We start from the raw sequence: 21040 nt of genomic DNA, 5'->3' as shown, positions 1-21040 counted from the left end.
AGACGGGCGGCGGCGGGAGAAGCGGCCCAGGACTACAGGGAGAGGCGAGCGATGGAGCGGCCCAGGGTCGTGCTCGGAGTGGGGGGCGGCATCGCCGCCTACAAGGCGTGCGAGCTGCTGCGGCAGTTCACCGAGTCGGGGCACGAGGTGCGCGTGGTCCCGACGGCCTCGGCACTGAAGTTCGTCGGCGCCCCCACGTGGGCCGCCCTGTCCGGCGCCCCGGTGACCACGGAGGTCTGGCAGGACGTCGAGGAGGTGCCGCACGTCCGCATCGGCCGGGCGGCCGACCTGGTGGTCGTCGCCCCGGCGACGGCGGACGTCCTCGCCCGGGCCGCCGGCGGCCGGGCCGACGACCTGCTGACGAACGTCCTGCTCACCGCCACCTGCCCCGTGGTCTTCGCACCCGCGATGCACACCGAGATGTGGGAGCACCCCGCCACCCGGGAGAACGTGGCGACCCTCAGGCGGCGCGGCTGCCTCGTCATCGAGCCCGCCGTGGGGCGGCTGACGGGCGCGGACACGGGCAAGGGGCGGCTGCCCGACCCCGACGCCATCTTCGCGGTGTGCCGGCGGGTGCTGTCCCGCGCGGGCACCGCCCCGGCGGCGGACCTCGCGGGCCGGCACGTCGTCGTCACCGCGGGCGGCACCCGCGAACCGCTGGACCCGGTGCGCTTCCTCGGCAACCGTTCCTCGGGCAAACAGGGATACGCCCTGGCCAGGACGGCCGTCGCCCGGGGCGCGCGCGTCACGCTGATCGCCGCGAACACCGCGCTGCCCGCGCCCGCGGGCGCCGAGGTCGTCGAGGTCGGCACCGCGCTCGAACTGCGCGCGGCGGCCCTCGAAGCCGCGGGGGACGCCGACGCGGTGGTCATGGCGGCGGCCGTGGCCGACTTCCGGCCCGCCGTCCGCGCCGACCGCAAGATCAAGAAGCGGGACGGGGAGGACCCCGAGCCGGTCGCCCTCGTCCGCAACCCCGACATCCTGGCCGAACTGGCCGCGAACCGGCGCCGGGGCAGCGTCGTCGCGGGCTTCGCGGCCGAGACCGACGACGTCCTCGCCAACGGCCGCGCCAAGCTGGCCCGCAAGGGCTGCGACCTGCTCGTCGTCAACCGGGTCGGTGAAGCACTGGTGTTCGGCGCCGAGGAGAACGAGGCGGTCGTCATCGAGGCCGAGGGCGGCGAGACCGCCGTTCCGCGCGGCACGAAGGACGAGGTGGCGGACCGGATCTGGGACATCGTGGGCAGGCGCCTGACCGGCGCACCCGCGCCCGGGGCCTGACCGCCGCGCGGCGCGGGACGTCTCGCAGTGCGGGCGGCCTCTATGCCGGAGGGATACCGGACCGTTACTGTGGTCCCCGGTATCCATGCCAGGACCGAGGCCGTGCCGCAGGTCCTGGCCGGGTTCCGGCCGGATACACTGGCGCCGGCCCCGCCCCCGTGGGCGATCAGCCAGTGACTTGAGTCAGCAGCCGCTGCAACACGAGGGAGCGATGTGTCCCGCCGTCTTTTCACCTCGGAATCCGTGACCGAGGGTCACCCCGACAAGATCGCCGACCAGATCAGCGACACCATTCTCGACGCGCTGCTGCGGGAGGACCCCTCCTCGCGCGTGGCCGTGGAAACGCTGATCACGACCGGCCAGGTCCATGTGGCCGGCGAGGTCACCACGCAGGCATACGCGCCGATCGCCTCGCTCGTGCGCGACAAGATCCTCGAAATCGGTTACGACTCCTCCAAGAAGGGGTTCGACGGCGCCTCCTGCGGCGTCTCCGTCTCCATCGGCGCGCAGTCCCCCGACATCGCCCAGGGCGTGGACACCGCCTACGAGAACCGGGTGGAGGGCGACGAGGACGAGCTGGACCGCCAGGGCGCGGGCGACCAGGGCCTGATGTTCGGCTACGCGTGCGACGAGACGCCGGAACTGATGCCGCTGCCGATCCGGCTGGCCCACCGCCTCTCGCACCGCCTGTCCGAGGTGCGCAAGAACGGCACCATCCCCTACCTGCGCCCCGACGGCAAGACCCAGGTCACCATCGAGTACGACGGCGACAAGGCCGCCCGTCTCGACACGGTCGTGGTGTCGAGCCAGCACGCGAGCGACATCGACCTCGACTCGCTCCTGGCGCCCGACATCCGCGAGTTCGTCGTCGAGGCCGAGCTGAAGCTGCTGACGGACGAGGGCATCAAGCTGGAGACGGACGGGTACCGCCTCCTGGTGAACCCGACCGGGCGGTTCGAGATCGGCGGCCCGATGGGCGACGCGGGACTCACCGGCCGGAAGATCATCATCGACACCTACGGCGGCATGGCGCGGCACGGCGGCGGCGCGTTCTCCGGCAAGGACCCCTCGAAGGTGGACCGTTCCGCGGCCTACGCGATGCGCTGGGTCGCCAAGAACGTCGTGGCCGCCGGGCTCGCCACCCGCTGCGAGGTGCAGGTCGCGTACGCCATCGGCAAGGCCGAGCCGGTCGGTCTCTTCGTGGAGACCTTCGGCACCGCCACCGTGCCGGCCGAGCGCATCGAACAGGCCATCTCCCAGGTCTTCGACCTGCGCCCGGCCGCCATCATCCGCGACCTCGACCTGCTGCGCCCCATCTACGCCAGGACCGCCGCCTACGGCCACTTCGGCCGCGAGCTGCCGGAGTTCACCTGGGAGCGCACCGACCGCGTCGACGCCCTGCGCGCCGCGACCGGTCTCTGAGGCACCGCCGCCGGGGGGCGCCCCGCCGCGCCCCCCGCCCCGGCCCGCAGGTGACGCCGTGCCGCCCCGGGCGGCACACGGGCGTCCGACCCGTTTGATGTACTGGGTGCCGTGGGCGAGGCAGCGGAACGGGAAGCGCGCGGCGGTGAGCAGCTGGCGCTGCTGCGCGCCGCCGCCCGCGGCGGCGCGGCCCCCCGGGCCAGGCCGCGCACCTGGCGCGGCGCCCGGCCCGCGGAGCACCTGCCCGTCGCCCGCGTGCTGGTCGACAAGGGCCTGGTCCACCTCGACCGCTACTTCGACTACGCGGTGCCCGCGGCCATGGACGCCGAGGCCCAGCCGGGCGTCAGGGTCAGGGTCCGCTTCGGCGCCGGCCAGCGCGACGGCCGCCGCGAGGGCGGCCGTCTGATCAACGGGTACATCGTCGAACGGCGCGCCGACTCCGACTTCCCCGGCGTGCTCGCCCCGCTCGCCCAGGTGCTCTCCACCGAACGGGTCCTCACGCCCACGCTCCTGCGCCTGTGCCGCGCGGTGGCCGACCGGTACGCGGGGACCCTCGCCGATGTCGTCGCCCTCGCGGTGCCGCCCCGCATGGCCCGCGCGGAACGGCAGCCGTCCGCGGGACCGCAGGCCCCGCCCGCGCCGCCAGGACCCGGCGGCTGGGCCCGCTACCCGCACGGGCCCGGCTTCCTCGACGCCGTCGCCCGCGGCGAGGCGCCGCGGGCCGTGTGGACCGCGCTGCCAGGACCCGGCTGGGCCGAGGAGCTGGCCACCGCGCTGGCCACCGCGCTGGCCGCCGGCCGGGGCGCGCTCGCCGTCCTGCCCGACGGCCGGGCCGCGGCCCGTGTCGACGCCGCGCTGACCGCGCTGACCGGCGGCGGCGCCCACGTGCTGCTGACCGCCGACGCGGGGCGCGAGGCGCGCTACCGGCGCTGGCTCGCCGTCAGCCGGGGAGCCGTGCGCGGCGTCGTGGGCACGCGGGCCGCGATGTTCGCGCCCGTGCACGACCTGGCCATCGCGGCCGTCTGGGACGACGGCGACCCGGCGCATCGCGACGAGCACGCGCCGCGTCCGCACGCCCGCGACGTCCTCGTGCTGCGCGCCGCCCAGGAGGGCGCCGCCGTCCTGCTCGGCGGGCACGCCGTGACCGCCGAGGCGGCCCAGCTCGTCGAGACCGGCTGGGCCCGCCCGCTGGCCGCCGACCGGGACACCGTGCGTGCGGCGGCCCCGCTGGTGCGGACCGTGGGCGACGAGGACCAGGCGAGGGACGAGGCCGCCAGGTCGGCCCGGCTGCCCACCGTCGCCTGGCACGCGCTGCGCGCCGGGCTCGCCGAAGGCCCGGTGCTCGTGCAGGTGCCGCGCCGCGGCTACGCGCCGCACCTGGCCTGCCACCGCTGCCGCGCCCAGGCCCGCTGCGGCCACTGCCACGGCCCGCTGGCCGCGGAGGCCGCGGACGAGGTGCTCGGCTGCGGCTGGTGCGGCACGCGCCAGCCGGACTGGCACTGCCGGGACTGCGGCGGCACGCGGCTGCGCGCCGTCGTGATCGGGGCCAGGCGGACGGCGGAGGAGCTGGGGCGGGCGTTCCCCGCCGTTCCCGTGCGCACCTCGGGGCGCGACCACGTCCTCGACACGGTGCCCGACGCTCCCGCCCTCGTCGTGAGCACCCCGGGGGCAGAACCCGTGGCCGCAGGACCCGGCTACGCGGCGGCCCTGCTGCTCGACGGGTGGGCGCTGCTCGGGCGGCCCGACCTGCGGGCGGGGGAGGAGGCGCTGCGCCGCTGGCTGAACGCCGCGGCCCTGGTCAGGCCCCAAGCGGCGGGCGGCACGGTCGTGGTGCTCGCGGAGTCCGCCGTGCGCCCCGTCCAGTCGCTCGTGCGCTGGGACCCGGCGGGCCACGCGCGGCGCGAGCTGGCCGACCGCGCCGCGCTCGGCTTCCCGCCGGTCTCGCGCATGGCGGCGGTCACCGGGCCGCAGGACGCGGTGGCCGCGCTGCTCGGCGGCGCGGAACTGCCGCCGGAGGCCGAGGTCCTCGGCCCCGTGCCGCTTCCGGCCGCGGACCCGGGCCGCCCGCGCCGCACCGGCGACCCGCCGCCGGGCGAGCGCTGGGAACGGGCGCTGGTCCGGGTGCCCCCGGGCCGCGGGGCCGCGCTCGCCCGCGCGTTGAAGACGGCCAGGGCGGCCCGGCTCGCGCAGCGCGACGGAGCCGTGGCGCGCGTGCTGATCGACCCGGCCGACATCGGCTGACGCCGGGCCGCGGCCCGGCGCCGCGCGCCTCAGCCGCTGCGCTGCCCGGGGAACGCGCCGGGCCGCGCCTCGTCCACTCCCGGCGGGCCGCCCTGCCCCGGTACCCCGCGTGCCTGCGGCACCGCGGGCGGCACCGCCACCTCGGGCCGCCCCGCCTCGCGTGCCGGGGCCGGCGGCGCGCCCGCGGGCCGGCGCGCCCCGTAGCGGCGGTGCACCGCCTGCTTGGTCACGCCGAGCGCGGAGCCCACGGCGTCCCAGGAGAAGCCGAGCGAACGGTCGAAGTCCACCGCCGCCGTCACCAGGGACTCGACACTGTCCCTGAGTTCCTGCGCGAGGCGCACCGTCGGCGCGGGGGCCCGCCCGTACACCACGAATCCGGCCGATGGCCCGGTGCGGCGCGGGCGGTAGACGTTGCCGAGCTGAGCGGTGAGGGTGCGCAGCGCGTCCACCTGGCGGCGGACCCGCTCGATGTCCCGCACCAGCACATGCAAGCTGGCCCGTGCCTGAGCGTCAGGGGTGGCGTGGTCGGCCATGAACAAGCCTCTCGAACCGGCGTCAAGGAAGCGGGCCCCAAAACGGCCCGTTGCGGTCAATCTGTCTTGACAACGCGCCACCGCCCGTCGGGGTCACGCTGGCGGCGCGCATTGTCAACTCGGCGCGGCGCCCGATGACCTGCACGCCCCTGGCGGCGCCGGGCCCCGGCGGACCGTAGACTTGCCAGCCGCCCCGCGGGTGCGCTCCTCGCCCGCACCGTCCACGAGAGGTGAATACCGCACGATGAGGCTTGTCTTCGCCGGCACGCCCGAGGTGGCCGTTCCCGCCCTGGACGCCCTGCTGGCCTCGGAGCGGCACGAGGTGGTCGCCGTCGTCACCCGGCCCGACGCCCCCGCGGGGCGCGGGCGCCGCCTGGTGCGCAGCCCCGTGGCCGAGCGCGCCGACGAGGCGGGGATCGAGGTCCTCACGCCCGCGCGCCCCAGGGAACCGGCGTTCCTCGACCGCCTCCGCGAGATCGCCCCCGACTGCTGCCCCGTCGTCGCCTACGGCGCGCTCCTGCCCAAGGCGGCCCTCGACATCCCGGCCAGGGGCTGGGTCAACCTGCACTTCTCCCTGCTGCCCGCCTGGCGCGGCGCGGCGCCGGTGCAGCGGGCCCTGCTCGCGGGCGACGAGATCACCGGGGCGGCCACGTTCCAGATCGAGGAGGGACTCGACTCCGGTCCCGTGTTCGGCCTGCTGACCGAGCGGATCAGGCCCGAGGACACCAGCGGCGACCTGCTGACCCGGCTCGCGCTCGCCGGGGCCGGGCTGCTCGCCGCGACCATGGACGGCATCGAGGACGGCACGCTGACGGCCAGGCCGCAGCCGGCCGAGGGCGTGAGCATGGCACCGAAGCTCACCGTCGAGGACGCCGCCGTCGACTGGAACGCGCCCGCCCTGCACGTCGACCGCCAGGTGCGCGCCTGCACGCCGGCGCCCGGCGCCTGGACGGTCTTCCGCGGCGAGCGGCTGAAGCTGCGGCAGGTCGCGCCGGCGCCCGCGCGCGCGGGGCTCGCCCCGGGCGAGCTGGCCGCGGACAAGCAGTCGGTCCACGTGGGGACCGGCTCGCACGCCGTCGAGCTGCTGTGGGTGCAGCCGCAGGGCAAGAAGCCGATGCGCGCCGCCGACTGGGCGCGCGGCGTCCGGGTCGCGGCCGGGGAGCGGCTGACCGCGCCGCAGCCGTAGGCTTGCACCGCACCCGTCCCGTACCACCCGGAGTTGACCGCACCGTGAGCACCCGGCCGCGCCGTCCCGACAGGCCCTACCGCAAGCCCCGCAGGGACCCGGTGCGCCTGCTCGCCTTCGACGCGCTGCGCGCCGTCGACGAGCGCGGCGCGTACGCCAACCTGGTCCTGCCCCCGATGCTCGCCAAGGCCAGGGCGGACGGCACGCTCGACGCGCGCGATGCCGCCCTGGCCACCGAGCTGGTGTACGGCACGCTGCGCCGCCAGGGCACCTACGACGCCGTGCTCGCCGCGTGTGTGGACCGGCCGTTGCGCGAGGTCGACCCGCCGGTGCTCGACGTGCTCTCGCTCGGCGCGCACCAGCTGCTCGGCACCCGCATCCCGAGCCACGCGGCGGTCAGCGCCTCCGTCGAGCTGGCGCGCTGCGTGCTGGGCGACGGGCGGGCGAAGTTCGTCAACGCGGTGCTGCGCAAGGTCACCGCGCACGACCTCGACGGGTGGCTTGAGCGGGTCGCCCCGCCGTACGACGAGGACCCGGAGCAGCACCTGGCGCTGGTGCACGCGCACCCGCGCTGGATCGTCTCCGCCCTGTGGGACGCGCTCGGCGGCGACCGCGAAGGGATCGAGAGCCTGCTCGCGGCCGACAACGACAGGCCGCGGGTGACGCTGGCCGCCCGCCCCGGCCGTTCCACCGTGGCCGAACTGCTCGCCGACGGCCGCGCGGAGCCCGGCCGTTACTCCCCCTACGCGGCGCGGCTGGCCGAGGGCGGCGAGCCCGGCGCGCTCGACCCCGTCCGCGAGGGCAGGGCCGGCGTGCAGGACGAGGGCAGCCAACTGGTGGCTCTCGCGCTGGCCAACGCCCCGCTGACCGGCCGCGACGCCCGCTGGCTCGACGGCTGCGCGGGTCCAGGCGGCAAGGCCGCCCTGCTCGCGGCCCTGGCGGCCGAGCGCGGCGCCGCGCTGGTGGCCGCCGAGAAGCAGCCGCACCGGGCCCGGCTCGTGGCCCGCGCGCTGGCGGGCAATCCGGGCCCGGCGCACGCGGTCGTCGCCGACGGCACCAGGCCCGCGTGGCGGCCCGGCACGTTCGACCGGGTCCTGGTGGACGTGCCGTGCACGGGTCTCGGCGCGCTGCGCCGCCGCCCGGAGGCGCGCTGGCGCCGCCGTCCCGAGGACCTGGACCGACTCACCGCGCTCCAGCGCGACTTGCTGCGCGGCGCCCTGGCCGCGGTGAGACCCGGCGGGGTGGTGGGCTACGCGACGTGTTCTCCGCACCTGGCCGAGACCCGTCTGGTCGTGGGCGACGTGCTGAAGGGGCTCGACGGCATCGGCGTGGAACGCGTCGACGCGCGCCCCCTGCTGCCCGGGGTGCCCGCGCTCGGCGAGGGCCCCGATGTCCAGCTGTGGCCGCACCTGCACGGCACCGACGCGATGTACCTGGCCCTGCTGCGGCGCACGCGGTAGGGGGTCGCGCGTTTCCGAACGAGGCGCCGCGCGCCGGGCATGGTGTGCCGCGCGCCGGGGAGGGTGTGCCGCGCGCCCCGGTGCGCACCTCCCGCGGCCGGGGGGCGCGCGGGGCGCCGGCCGTGATGCTGAATACTTGCGGCCATGGCTCAGATCAACCCCAGTATGCTGTCGGCCGACTTCGCGCGCCTCGCCGAGGAGGCCGCCGCCGTCGAGGGCGCCGACTGGTTGCACATCGACGTGATGGACAACCACTTCGTGCCCAACCTGACGCTCGGACTGCCCGTCGTCGAGGCGCTGGGCCGGGCCACCCGTACCCCGCTCGACTGCCACCTGATGATCGAGGACCCCGACCGGTGGGCGCCGCAGTACGTCGAGGCGGGCGCGGGCTCGGTGACCTTCCACGCCGAGGCCGCCGCGGCCCCGGTCCGGCTGGCACGGGAGATCAGGGCCAAGGGCGCGCGGGCCTCGCTCGCGCTGAAGCCGGCCACGCCGATCGAACCTTACGAGGACCTGCTGCCCGAACTCGACATGGTCCTGGTGATGACCGTCGAGCCGGGCTTCGGCGGGCAGGCGTTCCTCGACGTCATGCTGCCGAAGATCCGGCGGACCCGGCAGCTCATCGACCGCCACGGGCTGCCGCTGTGGCTCCAGGTGGACGGCGGGGTCTCCGCGTCGACGATCGAGCGGTGCGCCGAGGCGGGCGCGGACGTGTTCGTCGCGGGCTCGGCCGTCTACGGGGCCGACGACCCCGCGGCGGCGGTCGCCGCGCTGCGCGAGCAGGCGCGGCGGGCCGCTTCCGGGCCCACGGCGGGATGAACAGCTGCTGTCGATCAGGTGCCGTGCCGCCCGGGGGTGTGCGGCACCCGGCTCGGCGGTGCCCGGCATCTGCGAGGATGAACGCGGAGACGTGAGCGGGGACACATGGCGGAGGACAGTGAGGTGAGTGCGGTGCCGACCGGGAGGTCATCCACACGGATGGGGCCCGCCGAGCTGATGCAGGCGGCGGCGATGGCGCGCCGCTTCTACTTGGAAGGCAAGTCGAAGATCCAGATCGCCGACGAGTTCGGCGTCAGCCGGTTCAAGGTCGCCCGCGTGCTGGAGTCCGCGGTGGAGCACGACCTGGTGCGCATCGAGATCCGGGTGCCCGCGGAGCTCGACGCGGAACGGTCCGACGCGCTGCGCGCGCGGTTCGGCCTGCGGCACGTCGTGGTCGCCGAGTCGCCGCCCGGCGCGGCGGACGACACGCCGGACCCCGAGCACCTGGGGGAGGTGGCGGCCGAGCTGCTGGGCGAGCTGGTGTCGGAGGGCGACGTGCTCGGGCTCGCGTGGGGGCGCTCGACGATCCACATGGCGGCGGCGCTGCGGGAGTTGCCGCCCTGCACGGTGGTGCAGCTCACCGGCGTGTACGACGCGGGCACGGCGGAGCGCGGCTCGGTCGAGGCGGTGCGCCGGGCGGCGGCCGTCTCGGGCGGCGCCGCGCACCCGATCTACGCGCCGATGCTGCTGCCCGACCCGGGGACGGCGGCGGCGCTGCGCCGGCAGCCCGGCATCGCCGCGGCGTTCGAGTTCTTCGACCGGGTGACGATCGCCGCCGTGTCCATCGGCTCCTGGGAGCCGGGCATCTCGGCGGTGCACGACATGCTCGGCAAGGACGAGCGGGAGCACTACGCCTCGCTCGGTGTGGCGGCCGAGATGTCGGCGCATCTGTTCGCCGAGGACGGCCGCCGCGTGGGGCGGGACCTGGGGGAGCGGTGCATCACCGTGGAGGCGGACCGGCTGCGGCGCGTGCCCGAGGTGGTCGCCATCGCGGGCGGCCGTCGCAAGGCGGACGCCATCGGGGCGGTGCTGCGCTCCGGCCTGGTGACCAGCCTGGTCACCGACACCGCCGCCGCAGACCGCCTGCTGGCGCAGCCCTCGGGACGGCAGCCGGCCCTGGACCGGGAGGACCCCGACCTGCGGGCCTCGTGACCGCGGCGGGCGGCGCCGCGCCGCGGCCCGCCCGCCGCGGCGAGCGCCCCCGCCCGCGGCGCCGGGGCGGTTCGTTCCTCCGCGCCGGGATCGGCGATACTGACACAGGAGCCGCAGCTCCCCACCGGCCGGACCCGTACAGCAGCAGGTGAGAGAGCGACATGAGGTTCCTCAACGACGTCACGCCGTCCTACGATCTGACGTACGACGACGTGTTCATGATTCCCAACCGTTCCGCGGTCGGCTCCCGGCAGGCCGTCGACCTCGCCACCCCGGACGGCACGGGCACGACGATCCCGCTGGTCGTGGCGAACATGACCGCCGTCGCCGGCCGCCGGATGGCGGAGACCGTGGCGCGCCGCGGCGGGCTCGTGGTGATCCCGCAGGACATCCCGCTCGACGTCGTCACCGAGGTCATCGGCTGGGTCAAGCGCCGCCACCTGGTGCTCGACACCCCCATCGTCCTGGCGCCCACGCAGACCGTCGCCGACGCGCTCGCCCTGCTCCCCAAGCGCGCGCACGGCGCGGCCGTGGTGGTCTCGTCGGAACGGCCGGTCGGCATCGTCACGGAGGCCGACCTGCTGGGCGTCGACCGGTTCACCCAGGTGGGCGAGGTGATGTCCCGGGACCTGCTGGTGCTCGACGCGGGCCTCGACCCGCGCGAGGCGTTCCACACGCTGGACAGCGCGCACCGCAAGATCGCCCCGGCCGTCGGCGCCGACGGCCGCCTCGTCGGCATCCTCAACCGCAAGGGCGCGCTGCGCGCGACGCTGTACACGCCGGCCACCGACGCGGACGGGCGGCTGCGCGTCGCCGCAGCCGTCGGCATCAACGGCGACGTCGCCGGGCGGGCCAAGGCGCTGCTCGAAGCGGGGGTCGACACGCTCGTGGTGGACACCGCGCACGGCCACCAGGAGTCGATGATCTCGACGCTGCGCGCGGTGCGCGCCCTCGACCCGGGGGTGCCGGTCGTCGCGGGCAACGTGGTCTCGGCCGAGGGCACCAGGGACCTGATCGAGGCGGGGGCCGACATCGTGAAGGTCGGCGTGGGTCCCGGCGCGATGTGCACCACGCGCATGATGACGGGCGTGGGGCGCCCGCAGTTCTCCGCCGTGCTCGAATGCGCCGCGCAGGCGCGCAGGCTCGGCAAGCACGTGTGGGCCGACGGCGGGGTCAGGCACCCGAGGGACGTGGCGATGGCCCTGGCCGCGGGGGCGTCGAACGTGATGATCGGCTCGTGGTTCGCCGGCACCTTCGAGTCGCCCGGCGACCTCCAGCAGACCGCCGACGGGCGGCTGTACAAGGAGAGTTTCGGCATGGCCTCGGCACGTGCCGTGCGGAACAGGACGAGTGAGGAGTCCGCCTACGACCGGGCGCGCAAGGCGCTGTTCGAGGAGGGCATCTCGACCTCGCGCATGTTCCTCGATCCGGCCCGGCCCGGGGTGGAGGACCTCGTCGACTCCATCGTGGCCGGGATCAGGTCCGCCTGCACCTACTCGGGCGCGGCGACCCTGGAGGAGTTCGCCGAACGCGCGGTGGTCGGGGTGCAGAGCGCCGCGGGATACGCGGAGGGCAAGCCGCTGCACGCCAGTTGGCAGTGAGGGCGCCGGGGGCGCGCGGCCTGGCCGGCGCCCCCGGGCGGCGGTGTCACGGGGCGGACAGCCGCGACGGGTCGACGGCCACGCGCAGCAGGCGGTCGAGGATTCCCCTGGCCGCTTTGCCGTAGGCCGTGACGTCGTCGTGCAGGACGGATTCGGCGTTCGCCATCTCAAGCAGCGCCGCGAGTTCGAAGACGAGCTGCGGCAGGTCCGCGTCCGCCGTCAGCTCGCCCGCCTCCCGTGCCTCCCGCGCGGTCCGCTCCAGGTAGGCGAGCCAGTCGGAACGCGCCGTGACGAGCGCGTCGTGCACCTTGCCCGCGCGGGCGTCGTACTCGGCGGACACCGAGTAGAAGAAGCACCCGCCGGGGAAGACCCGTTCGCGGGAATAGGCGAGCCAGCTGTCGCACAGGTGCTTCAGCCGGCCGATGCCCGCGGGCAGTTCGCCGGCCGGTCCGACCACGTGCGTGGTGAAGACGGCGACGGCGGCGCGGATGGTCGCGAGTTGCAGGTCCTCCTTGGAGCCGAAGAGGGCGAACACACCGCTCTTGCTCAGCTTCAGCTCCGAGGCGAGCCGCCCCATGGAGAGCGCGTCGAGGCCCTCGACCGAGGCGATCTCCATGGCCCGCCCGAGGACGAGCCGCCGGGTCTGCTCGCCGCGCGCGATCCGGCCGTCCACCCGCGTTCCTGCCGTACCCATGCGCACCTGCCTTCCCGGGCCCCGGACTCCCGTGGCATCGCCGTGGTGACCGAGTGTAGCGAACGGGTGGACGGCTGCCCGCCCGCCCGCGGGACAGGCGCGCGGCCTCAGCCCGCCGCCGTCGCGCGGGGGTTCGTTCCGTCCGCGGGGTCGGGGCCGTTGTCCACGAAGTCGAGAACGGTGCGGAGCACGTCGGCGTCGCCGAGGACGCGCCGGTGGCCGAGGCCGCGGGTGACGACGAGCCTGGCCCGGTCGCCGAACGCGGCGGCGAGCCGCCTGCCCTGCGCGACCCGGATCCTGGTGTCGTCCTCGTCGTGGACCACCAGGAGCGGTGCGGACACGTGGGCGGGCATGTCCGTGAGGGAGAAGGGCGTCTCGTCGGCGGGCAGGCCGGGGAACAGCCGGGTGCGGACCTCCGCGCGCAGCCGGGACCTGAGCCGGTCGCCGGCCCCGACCTCCGCGCAGAACTCGTCGACCAGGTAGTCGAAGTCGCAGACGCCGCCGATGGTGACGATCCTGCGGGCCCGCGCGCCGTGCCGCAGCCCGAAGAACGAGCCGAGCGCGCCCAGGGAGTGGGCGATGAGGCAGTCGAACGTCCCGTACCGGTCGTCGAGGGCGAGGACGATGTCGCGGTAGTCCAGGATCGTGGTGCTGCGGCCGTCCGCCTCGCCGTGGGCAGGGGCGTCGAAGGCGATGACGCTGTGGCCGCGTTCGAGCAGTTCGGGGACGAAGCAGGCCAGCCGGGAGGCCCGCGACTGCCAGCCGTGCGCGAGCAGCGCGGGGCGGTCGCCGCCGCCCCAGTGGTAGGCCACCGCGTGCCTGCCGCTGCCGAGGCGTATCCGGTCCACCCGGGCCTTTTCGAACACCTTTCGTTCCGCGGTGCGCAGCCGACTGCGCACCATCGGCATGTGGAACAGGGAGAACGCGCCCCTGCCCGCCGCCCGGCCCGGAAGGAGCGCGGTGGCGTTGAGGATGCTGCTGGCGACGGCCACGGCAGGTTTCATGCCGGTCGCTCCTTTGTCTGGGAGGGGAGAGGAGGACGCCAAGATTAGCACGAACGGTCGTGCACTTTTCTGTGCCGCTCGGTCCGTCCGCCGTTCCCGCGCCCTGCGGCCGGATGTTCGAAAGGTAGTCAACTCGTGTAAACGCGCGGAGGGTTGTGCATTCCACCCCCGGGTCGTAACTTCAACCTCCGGTCCCCACACGGCTGTTCCCCAGGCCGTCCGATTCCCCGGAGGATGCGCATGCGCACCCGTCATCGGCTCGCCACCACCCTGTCCGCCGCCGCCCTCGCGGTCGGCGGCGTCGCCGCGACGGCCGCTCCCGCCGCGGCGGCTCCCGCCGACAAGCCCCAGGTGCTGTCCAGTTGGACCCAGACCGGCGCGAGCAGCTATCAGTCCTGGCTGTCCGCGCGCGGCAACCAGGGGGCGTGGGAGCGGTACGAGTTCGACTGGAGCACCGACCTGTGCTCCTGGTCGCCCGACAACCCGCTCGGCTTCCCGTTCGAACTCTCCTGCGCACGCCACGACTTCGGCTACCGCAACTACAAGGACCAGGGCACGTTCGAGGCCAACAAGGCGCGACTCGACAACGCCTTCCACGCCGATCTCGGGCGCGTCTGCGACCGCTACTCGGGCGCCACGGCCGCCGCCTGCGACGCCACGGCGTGGACGTACTACCAGGCCGTGCGCAACTTCGGCTGACGCCCGCGCTCGGCGCGCCTCGCCACGCGGCGCGCCGCACCCCGCCGTCAGGTCTCGGCGCCGGCCTTCGTGCCGGGGCGGCGGTCTCCCACCCGCCGCCCCGGCGTCGGCCGGCCCGGCCGGGGAAGGTCAGCCGGGCCGGTCGCCGGCCCCGGGGGCCGGTGCCTCCGGTTCCCCGGCCGCGCCCGCGGCCGGGGAACGCCCCTCCCGCGCGAGCGGCGCGCCCCGGCGCTCGCGCGGGCCGAGCACGCCCGCGGCGAGCACCAGAACGGTGGCCGCGGCGGTGACCAGCCCGAACGAAGCCCGCAGGCCCAGGACTTCGCCGATGCCGCCGACCAGCGTCGGGGCGATCAGGCCGGTCGTGTAGGTCACGGTCGCCACGCCCGCGATGGCCCGGCTCGGGTTGGAGCCGCTGCGCCCGGCCGCGGCGAAGGCGAGCGGGACCACGACCGCGATCCCCACGCCGAGCAGCGCGAAGCCGGCGATGCCCTGCGCGGGCACCCGCGCGGTGACCACGAGCACGCCGCCGCACACGGCCAGCGCGCCGCTGAACCGGACCGTGCGCACAGGACCGAGGCGTCGCACCACCGCGTCGCCGGCGAGCCGGGCCGCGGCCATGGTGCAGGCGAACGCGGTGAAACTGGCCGCGCCCACCGCCTCCGAGGCCTCGGTGATGTCCCTGAGGTACACGCCGGACCAGTCCATGCTGGCGTACTCGGCCAGGATCGCGCACATGCCGACCGCGCCGATCAGCAGCGCGGACCGCGGCGGCAGCGCGAACCGGGGCGGCGGCTCCTCGCCCGGGGCCGGGCGCACGTCGAGCACACCGCGGCAGGCGAGGGGCACCACCGCCGCCAGCGCGAGGCCGGTCAGGGCCAGGTGGGCCGGGGCGTCCACGCCGAGCCCCACCGCGCCGACGCCGACGGCGGAGCCGAGCAGCGCGCCGACGCTCCACAGGCCGTGCAGACCGGACATGATCGACGTGCCGTGCAGGCGTTCGACGTCGATGCCCTGGGCGTTCATGGCCACGTCCGCCATGCCCGCCGTGGCGCCGAAGACGAAGAGCGCGGCGCACAGCGCGGGGAGCCCGGGCGCGAACGCCGGCGGCACGAGCGCCAGGCACCACAGTGCGAGCAGGGCGCGGACGGCGGCGAGCGCGCCGTACCGGTGCATCAGGCGGCCGGCCAGGGGCATCGCGAGGGAGGCGCCGATGGCCGGGAAGGCGAGGGCCAGGCCGAGTTGCGCGGTGCTGAGGTCGAGGTGGTCCTTCACCCACGGGATGCGGGTGGCGAAGCTGCCGCTGACGGCGCCGTGCAGGGCGAAGACGGCCCCGGCCGCGCGCCGCGCGCGGCGGACGCGGTCCCTGTCGGCCGGCGCGGGCTGCTGCTGCGTCATGGGGGAGCGCTCCTCGGGAAGGGCGGGACAGGGCGGGGCGGGTGGTACGGGGCGCGGTCCGGGGCGCGGCCGCCGCATAAACTATCAGGAAGGCTTACTGATAAAAAAGGTCTGCGAGGATCTTCCGCATGACCCCAGCGCGCACCGCGTCCCCCCGCACGGCCCGGGCCATCAACGACCGCATCGCCCTCGACCTGCTCGTGGAACAGGGGCCGCTGACCGCCGCGCGGCTGCGCGACCTCACCGGCCTGTCCCGCCCCAGCGTGGCCGACCTCCTCCAGCGGCTCGCCAAAGAGGGGCTGGTCGCGGTCGTCGGCGAAGCGGGGGAGGAGCGCCGCGGCCCGAACGCCCGGCTCTACGGACTGGTCGCCGACCGCGCCCACGTCGCCGCGCTCGACGTCCGCACGCACGGGGTGTCCCTCGTGCTGGCCGACCTCGCGGGCCGGACCGTGGGCCGCGCCGCGTTCCCGGTGCCCGAGGGGGGGCGCGCCGGGGCGGACGGCGTGATCGGCGGCGTCATCGCCGCCCTGGACGACGCCATGCGCGGCGCCGCGGTCCCCGCCGTGCACACCGCGGTGCTCGGCGCCCCCGGGCTGGCCGATCCGGCCACCGGCGCCCTGCTGCCCGTCTCCTCGCTCCCCGGCTGGCACGGGCGGCTGCCCGGCGCCCTGCGCGAACGGCTCGCCGCGCCCGTGCGCGTGGAGAACGAGGTCAACCTCGCCGGACTCGCGGAACACCGCGGCGGCGCGGCCCGCGACCTGGACACGTTCGTGCTGCTCTGGCTCGGCCACGGCATCGGCGCCGCCGTGATCCTGGACGGCGCGCTGCGCCGGGGCGCCTCGGGCGGCGCCGGCGAACTGGGCTTCCTGCCCGTGCCCGGCACCGGGAGGCTGCCGTCCGCGACGGACTGCGACGGCGGGTTCCACGCGCTCGCGTCCAGCCCCGCCGTCCGCGCGCTGGCCGAGGCCCACGGGCTGCCCGTGCCGGACGCGCGGGACGCGGGCGCCGCCGAGCAGGCCGTGCGCGCGGCCGTCGCGGCGGACGAGGGGCGCAACGCCGCGTTCCTCGACGAGCTCGCCGACCGCGTCGCGCTCGGCGCGGCCGGGGTGGCCGCCGTGCTCGACCCCGGATGCGTCGTGCTCGGCGGCGAAGTCGGCCGCGCCGGCGGCGCCGCGCTCGCCGACCGGGTCGCCCGCCGCCTGCGGGACCTCAGCCCGCTGGCGACCGAGGTCCGCGCGGCCACGGTGGCGGGCAGCCCCGTGCTCAGCGGTGCGCTGGCCACCGCGCTCGACGCGGCACGGAGCGAACTCTTCGGCGCGCCGCGGTAGTCGGACCCGGCCCGCGCCCCCGGTCCGGATGTGACCCGGGCCACAGCGGCGGGTGCCGGTCCCGCGGCCGTGGCACACTGGGACCCGTACCAATGACGCAGCGCACTCCGGGGTCGGTGAAACTCCGAACCGGCGGTTAAAGTCCGCGACCCGGCCGCTTCCAGCGGCCGGTTGACCAGGTGGAATTCCTGGACCGACGGTTAAAGTCCGGATGGGAGGCAGTGCGCGGCGGAGCGGGACCGGCCGGCCCCGCGCGCCCATCGCGTTCCCGTGTCAGGGAACGGCCGGGCTGCCAGGCCCGCCACCCCGTTGCCGTTCGTTCGCCGACCCCGGAGCCGTGCCAGAAGAGGCAGGAGGACCCGGTGGCCGGCCCGCGAGCCCGCTCCGACGACGACCCCGAGGTCGCGGCGATGCGCCGCGCCATCGAACTGGCCGCACGCGGACTCGGCGCCACCAGCCCCAACCCGGTCGTCGGCTGCGTCGTCCTCGACGCCGCGGGCCGGCCCGCGGGCGAGGGCTGGCACCAGCGGGCGGGCGGCCCGCACGCCGAGGTCCACGCGCTGGCCGCCGCCGGAGCGGCGGCGCGCGGCGGCACCGCCCTGGTCACCCTCGAACCCTGCGACCACACCGGACGCACAGGACCCTGCACCCGCGCCCTGATCGACGCGGGGGTCGCCCGGGTGGTCTACGCCGTCGCCGACCCCAACGGGGAGGCCGCGGGCGGCGCGGAAACCCTGCGCGCCGCGGGCGTCGAGGTGGAGGAAGGGCTCCTCGCGACCGAGGCCGCGGCCGTCAACGCGCCCTGGCTCACCTCCGTCCGGCACGGCCGCCCCCACGTGCGCTGGAAGTACGCCGCCACCCTCGACGGGCGGGTCGCCGCCGCCGACGGCAGCAGCCGCTGGATCACCTCATCCGCCGCGCGCGCCGACGTGCACCGGCTGCGCGCCGCGTCGGACGCGGTGCTCGTCGGCTCGGGCACGGCCCGCGCCGACGACCCGCACCTGGCCGTCCGCGGCGTGCCCGCCCCCCGCCCGCCGCTGCGCGTCGTCACCGACACCGAGGCCGTCGCCGTACGGCCGGGAGCCCGCGTGCTCGACGGCGCCGCGCCCACCCTGATCGCCGTCGCGGACGACGTGCCGGCCGCGCGCACCGACCGGCTGCGCCCCGGCGCCGACGTGGTCAGGCTGCCGCGCGCGGCGGCCGGCCGCGGCCTCGACATCGGCGCGCTGCTCGCTGCCCTGTACGCACGCGACGTCAGGTCCGTGCTGCTTGAGGGCGGTCCCGGGCTCGCGGGCGCGTTCGTCGCGGCGGGAGCCGTCGACGAGGTCGTGGGCTACCTCGCCCCCGCCCTGCTCGGCGCGGGCCCGCACGCCCTGGCGGACGCCGGAATCAGCACCGTCGCCGAGACGTTGCGCCTTCGCGTGACCGACCTGGTCCGGATCGGCCCCGACGTGCGGATCACGGCCGTTCCCGAGTCCCCCGGCCATCCCGAGGCTTCCCACGCCCCCCAGGCACCCGAGGAGTTGTGAGTTGTTCACCGGAATCATCGAAGAACTGGGCGAGGTCGTCTCCGTCGACCGCGCAGGCGACTCCGCGCTCCTGCGCCTGCGCGGCCCCGTCGTCACGGAAGGCGCCCGGCACGGCGACTCCATCGCCGTCAACGGCGTGTGCCTGACGGTGGTCGAGACGGACGGCGGTGAGTTCACCGCCGACGTCATGGCCGAGAGCCTGCTGCGCTCCAACCTCGGGCGGCTGGCCCCGGGCGCCCGCGTCAACCTCGAACGGCCCACCCCGGTCGGCGGGCGGCTCGGCGGCCACATCGTGCAGGGGCACGTGGACGGCACCGCCGCGGTCCTGTCCCGCACCCCGGGCGACCACTGGGAGTCGGTGGCCTTCGAGCTGCCCGCGGCGCTGTCCCGCTACGTCGTGGAGAAGGGCTCCATCACCGTGGACGGCGTCAGCCTCACCGTGGTCGAGGCCGCCGACGACCGGTTCACCGTCGGCCTCATCCCCACCACGCTCGGCCTCACCACCCTCGGCACCCGGCGGCCGGGCGAAGTGGTCAACCTGGAGGTCGACATCCTCGCCAAGTACGTCGAACGCATGCTGGCCCACCAGGAACCGCCGCGGCCGGGAGACCGGGTGGCCCCCCGATGAACGTCCTCGACCAGCTGAACACCACGGCGTTCACCGCGTTCGGGCAGGACGTCATGTGGTCGGACATGACGGGGAACCTCGCCGGCCTCGCCGCCCTCGCCCTGGGCTGGCGCCGCTCCCTGCTCACCTGGCCCGTCCAGCTGCTCTCCGGCGTCATCCTCGTCGCGGCCTACGCCTCCGCCCAGCTCGGCGGCGGCGTCGGCAAGCAGCTCCTGGTGATCACCGTCGCCGTGTGGGGCTGGCGGCAGTGGCAGCTCGGCCGGCGGCAGTCGGGCGACGGGCAGATCGCCATCCGCTTCGCCACCTGGCCGGAACGGGCCGTCCTCGCGGCCGGCACCGCGGCCGGCACCCTCGCCGTCGGCGCGCTGTTCTCCGCGTTCCCCGACCTCTCGTGGAACCCGTGGCCCGACGCCTACATCTTCGTCGGCACGCTGGCCGCCATGTTCGCGCAGGCCCGCGGCCTCGTCGAGTTCTGGTTCGCCTGGCTGCTGGTCGACGTCGTGGGCGTCCCCCTGGCCTTCAGCAGCGGCCTGCCGTTCTCCGGCCTCGTCTACGTCGTCTACCTCGGCCTGGTCCTGTGGGGCCTGCGCGACTGGTGGCGGCACACCCGCACCGCGGCCCCGCGGCCCGCCCCGGAAGGAGTCCCAGCGTGACCGTCACCGACCACCCCGAGACCGTGGCAGCCCCACCGGCCCTCGACCCCATCGCCCGCGCCGTCGAGGAGTTCGCCCAGGGGCGCCCCATCGTGGTCGTGGACAGCGCCGACCGGGAGAACGAGGGCGACCTCGTCGTGGCCGCCGAGCTGATCACGCCCGAGCTGGTCGCCTTCATGATGAGCGAGTGCCGCGGCCTGATCTGCGTGCCGATGGCCGCGGACGAGATCGACCGCCTCGACCTGCCGCAGATGGTCGACAAGAATACCGAGTCGATGGCCACCGCGTTCACCGTGTCCGTGGACGCCACGGCCGCCCACGGCGTCACCACCGGCATCTCCGCCGCCGACCGCGCCGCGACCATCCGGCTGCTCGCCGACCCCGCCGCGGGGCCGGCCGACTTCGCCCGCCCGGGACACATCTTCCCGCTGCGCGCCCGCACCGGCGGCGTCCTGGTGCGCCCGGGGCACACCGAGGCCGCCGTCGACCTCGCCACGCTGGCCGGCCTGCGCCCGGCGGCCGTCGTGGTCGAGATCGCCGGCGAGGACGGCACCATGCTGCGGATGCCCGCCCTGCGGTCGTTCGCGCGCAAGCACGGCCTGGCCATCATCTCCATCGAGGACCTCGTCGCCTACCGCGGCGCCGCGGCGGGCGAGGACGCCGCCCCCGCCACCGTGCGCCGCGAGGCCGACATCGCCCTGCCCACCGTGCACGGCGAGTTCCGCGCGTACGGCTACCGTTCGGCCGTCGACGGCGTCGAGCACATCGCCCTCGTGGCCGGCGACATCGGGGACGGCGAGGACGTGCTGGTCCGCGTGCACTCCGAGTGCCTCACCGGCGACGTCTTCGGCTCCCGCCGCTGCGACTGCGGCCCGCAGCTGCGCGCCTCGCTCGACCGCGTCCGCACCGAGGGCCGCGGCGTCGTCCTCTACCTGCGCGGGCACGAGGGCCGCGGCATCGGGCTGCTGTCCAAACTGCGCGCCTACGAACTCCAGGAGCGCGGGCGCGACACCCTGGACGCCAACCTCGAACTCGGCCTGCCCGCCGACGCCCGTGACTACGCCGCGGGCGCGCGCATCCTCGCCGACCTGGGGGTCCGCTCCGTGCGGCTGATGACCAACAACCCGGACAAGACCGCGGCGCTGCTGCGGCACGGGCTGCGCGTCAACGGCCGCGAGCCGATGCCGGCCCCGGCCGGCGAGCACAACCTGCGCTACCTGCGGACCAAGCGCGACCGCATGGGCCACGACCTGCCCTGGCTCGACCCCGTTCCCGCCCACGCCTGCGGGAACCAGTGACCGCCGGCCGCCGACGGCGCCCACCCGGCGGACCGCGGCGGCCCGGCGCGCGCCGGAGCCCGGCCGGGCACCGGCGGCAGCAGCATCATGTGAACGACGACGACCCACCGCGGACGCGCG

Annotated in this window: 18 protein-coding genes and 1 riboswitch; of the genes, 14 read left to right on the top strand and 4 right to left on the bottom strand. The window is 76.0% G+C overall.

From position 1 onward, the window contains the following. Positions 1-51 precede the first annotated feature (51 nt). From coaBC to LC193_RS01855, 3 genes are all read left to right on the top strand, one after another. Entirely contained in the window at positions 52-1278 is a 1227-nt protein-coding gene (coaBC, locus tag LC193_RS01865; protein ID WP_226070716.1) for a bifunctional phosphopantothenoylcysteine decarboxylase/phosphopantothenate--cysteine ligase CoaBC, read from the top strand. A 213-nt stretch (positions 1279-1491) separates the two neighbouring features. Next, entirely contained in the window at positions 1492-2700 is a 1209-nt protein-coding gene (metK, locus tag LC193_RS01860; protein WP_086161596.1) for a methionine adenosyltransferase, read from the top strand. Positions 2701-2811: 111 nt separating this feature from the next. Further along, entirely contained in the window at positions 2812-4941 is a 2130-nt protein-coding gene (locus LC193_RS01855; protein ID WP_404819329.1) for a primosomal protein N', read from the top strand. 29 nt (positions 4942-4970) lie between these two features. Here LC193_RS01855 and LC193_RS01850 read toward each other — a convergent pair whose 3' ends face one another. After that, the gene (locus LC193_RS01850; protein ID WP_086161598.1) at positions 4971-5474 is read right to left on the bottom strand and encodes a hypothetical protein; all 504 of its coding nucleotides are present in this window, start codon (positions 5472-5474) and stop codon (positions 4971-4973) included. Positions 5475-5718: 244 nt separating this feature from the next. Between LC193_RS01850 and fmt the strand changes: the two genes are divergently transcribed. The 5 genes from fmt (at position 5719) to LC193_RS01825 (ending at position 11692) form a co-directional block, all read left to right on the top strand. Next, positions 5719-6660, top strand: a complete 942-nt coding sequence (gene fmt / locus LC193_RS01845) for a methionyl-tRNA formyltransferase (RefSeq protein WP_226070714.1) — start codon at positions 5719-5721, stop codon at positions 6658-6660. 44 nt (positions 6661-6704) lie between these two features. Further along, entirely contained in the window at positions 6705-8120 is a 1416-nt protein-coding gene (locus LC193_RS01840) for an RsmB/NOP family class I SAM-dependent RNA methyltransferase (protein ID WP_226070705.1), read from the top strand. 144 nt (positions 8121-8264) lie between these two features. Beyond that, positions 8265-8939 (top strand): ribulose-phosphate 3-epimerase, encoded by a 675-nt coding sequence (rpe, locus tag LC193_RS01835; protein WP_226070704.1) that lies wholly within the window; start codon positions 8265-8267, stop codon positions 8937-8939. A gap of 159 nt (positions 8940-9098) precedes the next feature. After that, positions 9099-10091, top strand: a complete 993-nt coding sequence (locus LC193_RS01830) for a sugar-binding transcriptional regulator (protein WP_226070702.1) — start codon at positions 9099-9101, stop codon at positions 10089-10091. A 161-nt stretch (positions 10092-10252) separates the two neighbouring features. Continuing rightward, positions 10253-11692 (top strand): GuaB1 family IMP dehydrogenase-related protein, encoded by a 1440-nt coding sequence (locus LC193_RS01825; protein WP_226070700.1) that lies wholly within the window; start codon positions 10253-10255, stop codon positions 11690-11692. Between the two features lie 46 nt (positions 11693-11738). Here the strand turns inward: LC193_RS01825 and LC193_RS01820 are convergent, their stop codons facing one another. Beyond that, a complete protein-coding gene (locus LC193_RS01820; protein ID WP_226070698.1) occupies positions 11739-12386 on the bottom strand; it encodes a TetR/AcrR family transcriptional regulator in 648 nt (215 codons plus the stop codon). Between the two features lie 107 nt (positions 12387-12493). After that, positions 12494-13390, bottom strand: coding sequence for an alpha/beta fold hydrolase (locus LC193_RS01815; protein ID WP_226070696.1), 897 nt, complete (start codon positions 13388-13390; stop codon positions 12494-12496). A gap of 240 nt (positions 13391-13630) precedes the next feature. On the opposite strand from LC193_RS01815, the gene LC193_RS01810 reads away from it, so the two are divergent. Next, positions 13631-14089: a phospholipase gene (locus tag LC193_RS01810; protein WP_226070694.1), complete on the top strand. Its 459-nt coding sequence runs from the start codon at positions 13631-13633 to the stop codon at positions 14087-14089. Between the two features lie 129 nt (positions 14090-14218). Here LC193_RS01810 and LC193_RS01805 read toward each other — a convergent pair whose 3' ends face one another. Beyond that, positions 14219-15484: an MFS transporter gene (locus LC193_RS01805; protein WP_226070692.1), complete on the bottom strand. Its 1266-nt coding sequence runs from the start codon at positions 15482-15484 to the stop codon at positions 14219-14221. Between the two features lie 128 nt (positions 15485-15612). Here LC193_RS01805 and LC193_RS01800 point away from each other — a divergent pair, with 128 nt between their 5' ends. The 5 genes from LC193_RS01800 to LC193_RS01780 all read left to right on the top strand — a co-directional run bounded on the left by LC193_RS01800 (position 15613) and on the right by LC193_RS01780 (position 20920). After that, positions 15613-16812, top strand: a complete 1200-nt coding sequence (locus LC193_RS01800; protein WP_226070690.1) for an ROK family transcriptional regulator — start codon at positions 15613-15615, stop codon at positions 16810-16812. A 98-nt stretch (positions 16813-16910) separates the two neighbouring features. Continuing rightward, positions 16911-17041: riboswitch (FMN riboswitch) on the top strand. A 181-nt stretch (positions 17042-17222) separates the two neighbouring features. Further along, complete coding sequence (gene ribD, locus LC193_RS01795) at positions 17223-18341, top strand: bifunctional diaminohydroxyphosphoribosylaminopyrimidine deaminase/5-amino-6-(5-phosphoribosylamino)uracil reductase RibD (protein WP_226078444.1); 1119 nt, start codon at positions 17223-17225, stop codon at positions 18339-18341. Between the two features lies 1 nt (position 18342). Continuing rightward, on the top strand, positions 18343-18969 hold the full coding sequence (locus LC193_RS01790) for a riboflavin synthase (RefSeq protein ID WP_226070688.1): 627 nt from the start codon (positions 18343-18345) through the stop codon (positions 18967-18969). Next, positions 18966-19622: a nicotinamide mononucleotide transporter family protein gene (locus tag LC193_RS01785; protein WP_086161608.1), complete on the top strand. Its 657-nt coding sequence runs from the start codon at positions 18966-18968 to the stop codon at positions 19620-19622. Before LC193_RS01790 ends, LC193_RS01785 begins: the two co-directional genes overlap by 4 nt. Continuing rightward, a complete protein-coding gene (locus LC193_RS01780) occupies positions 19619-20920 on the top strand; it encodes a bifunctional 3,4-dihydroxy-2-butanone-4-phosphate synthase/GTP cyclohydrolase II (RefSeq protein ID WP_318842121.1) in 1302 nt (433 codons plus the stop codon). Before LC193_RS01785 ends, LC193_RS01780 begins: the two co-directional genes overlap by 4 nt. The last annotated feature ends 120 nt before the right edge of the window (positions 20921-21040 follow it).

Source organism: Streptomyces marincola, from assembly GCF_020410765.1.
Classification (GTDB): domain Bacteria; phylum Actinomycetota; class Actinomycetes; order Streptomycetales; family Streptomycetaceae; genus Streptomyces; species Streptomyces marincola.
Note: the sequence above shows the minus strand (reverse complement) of the source record. Positions and strands in the feature narration are given on the sequence as shown.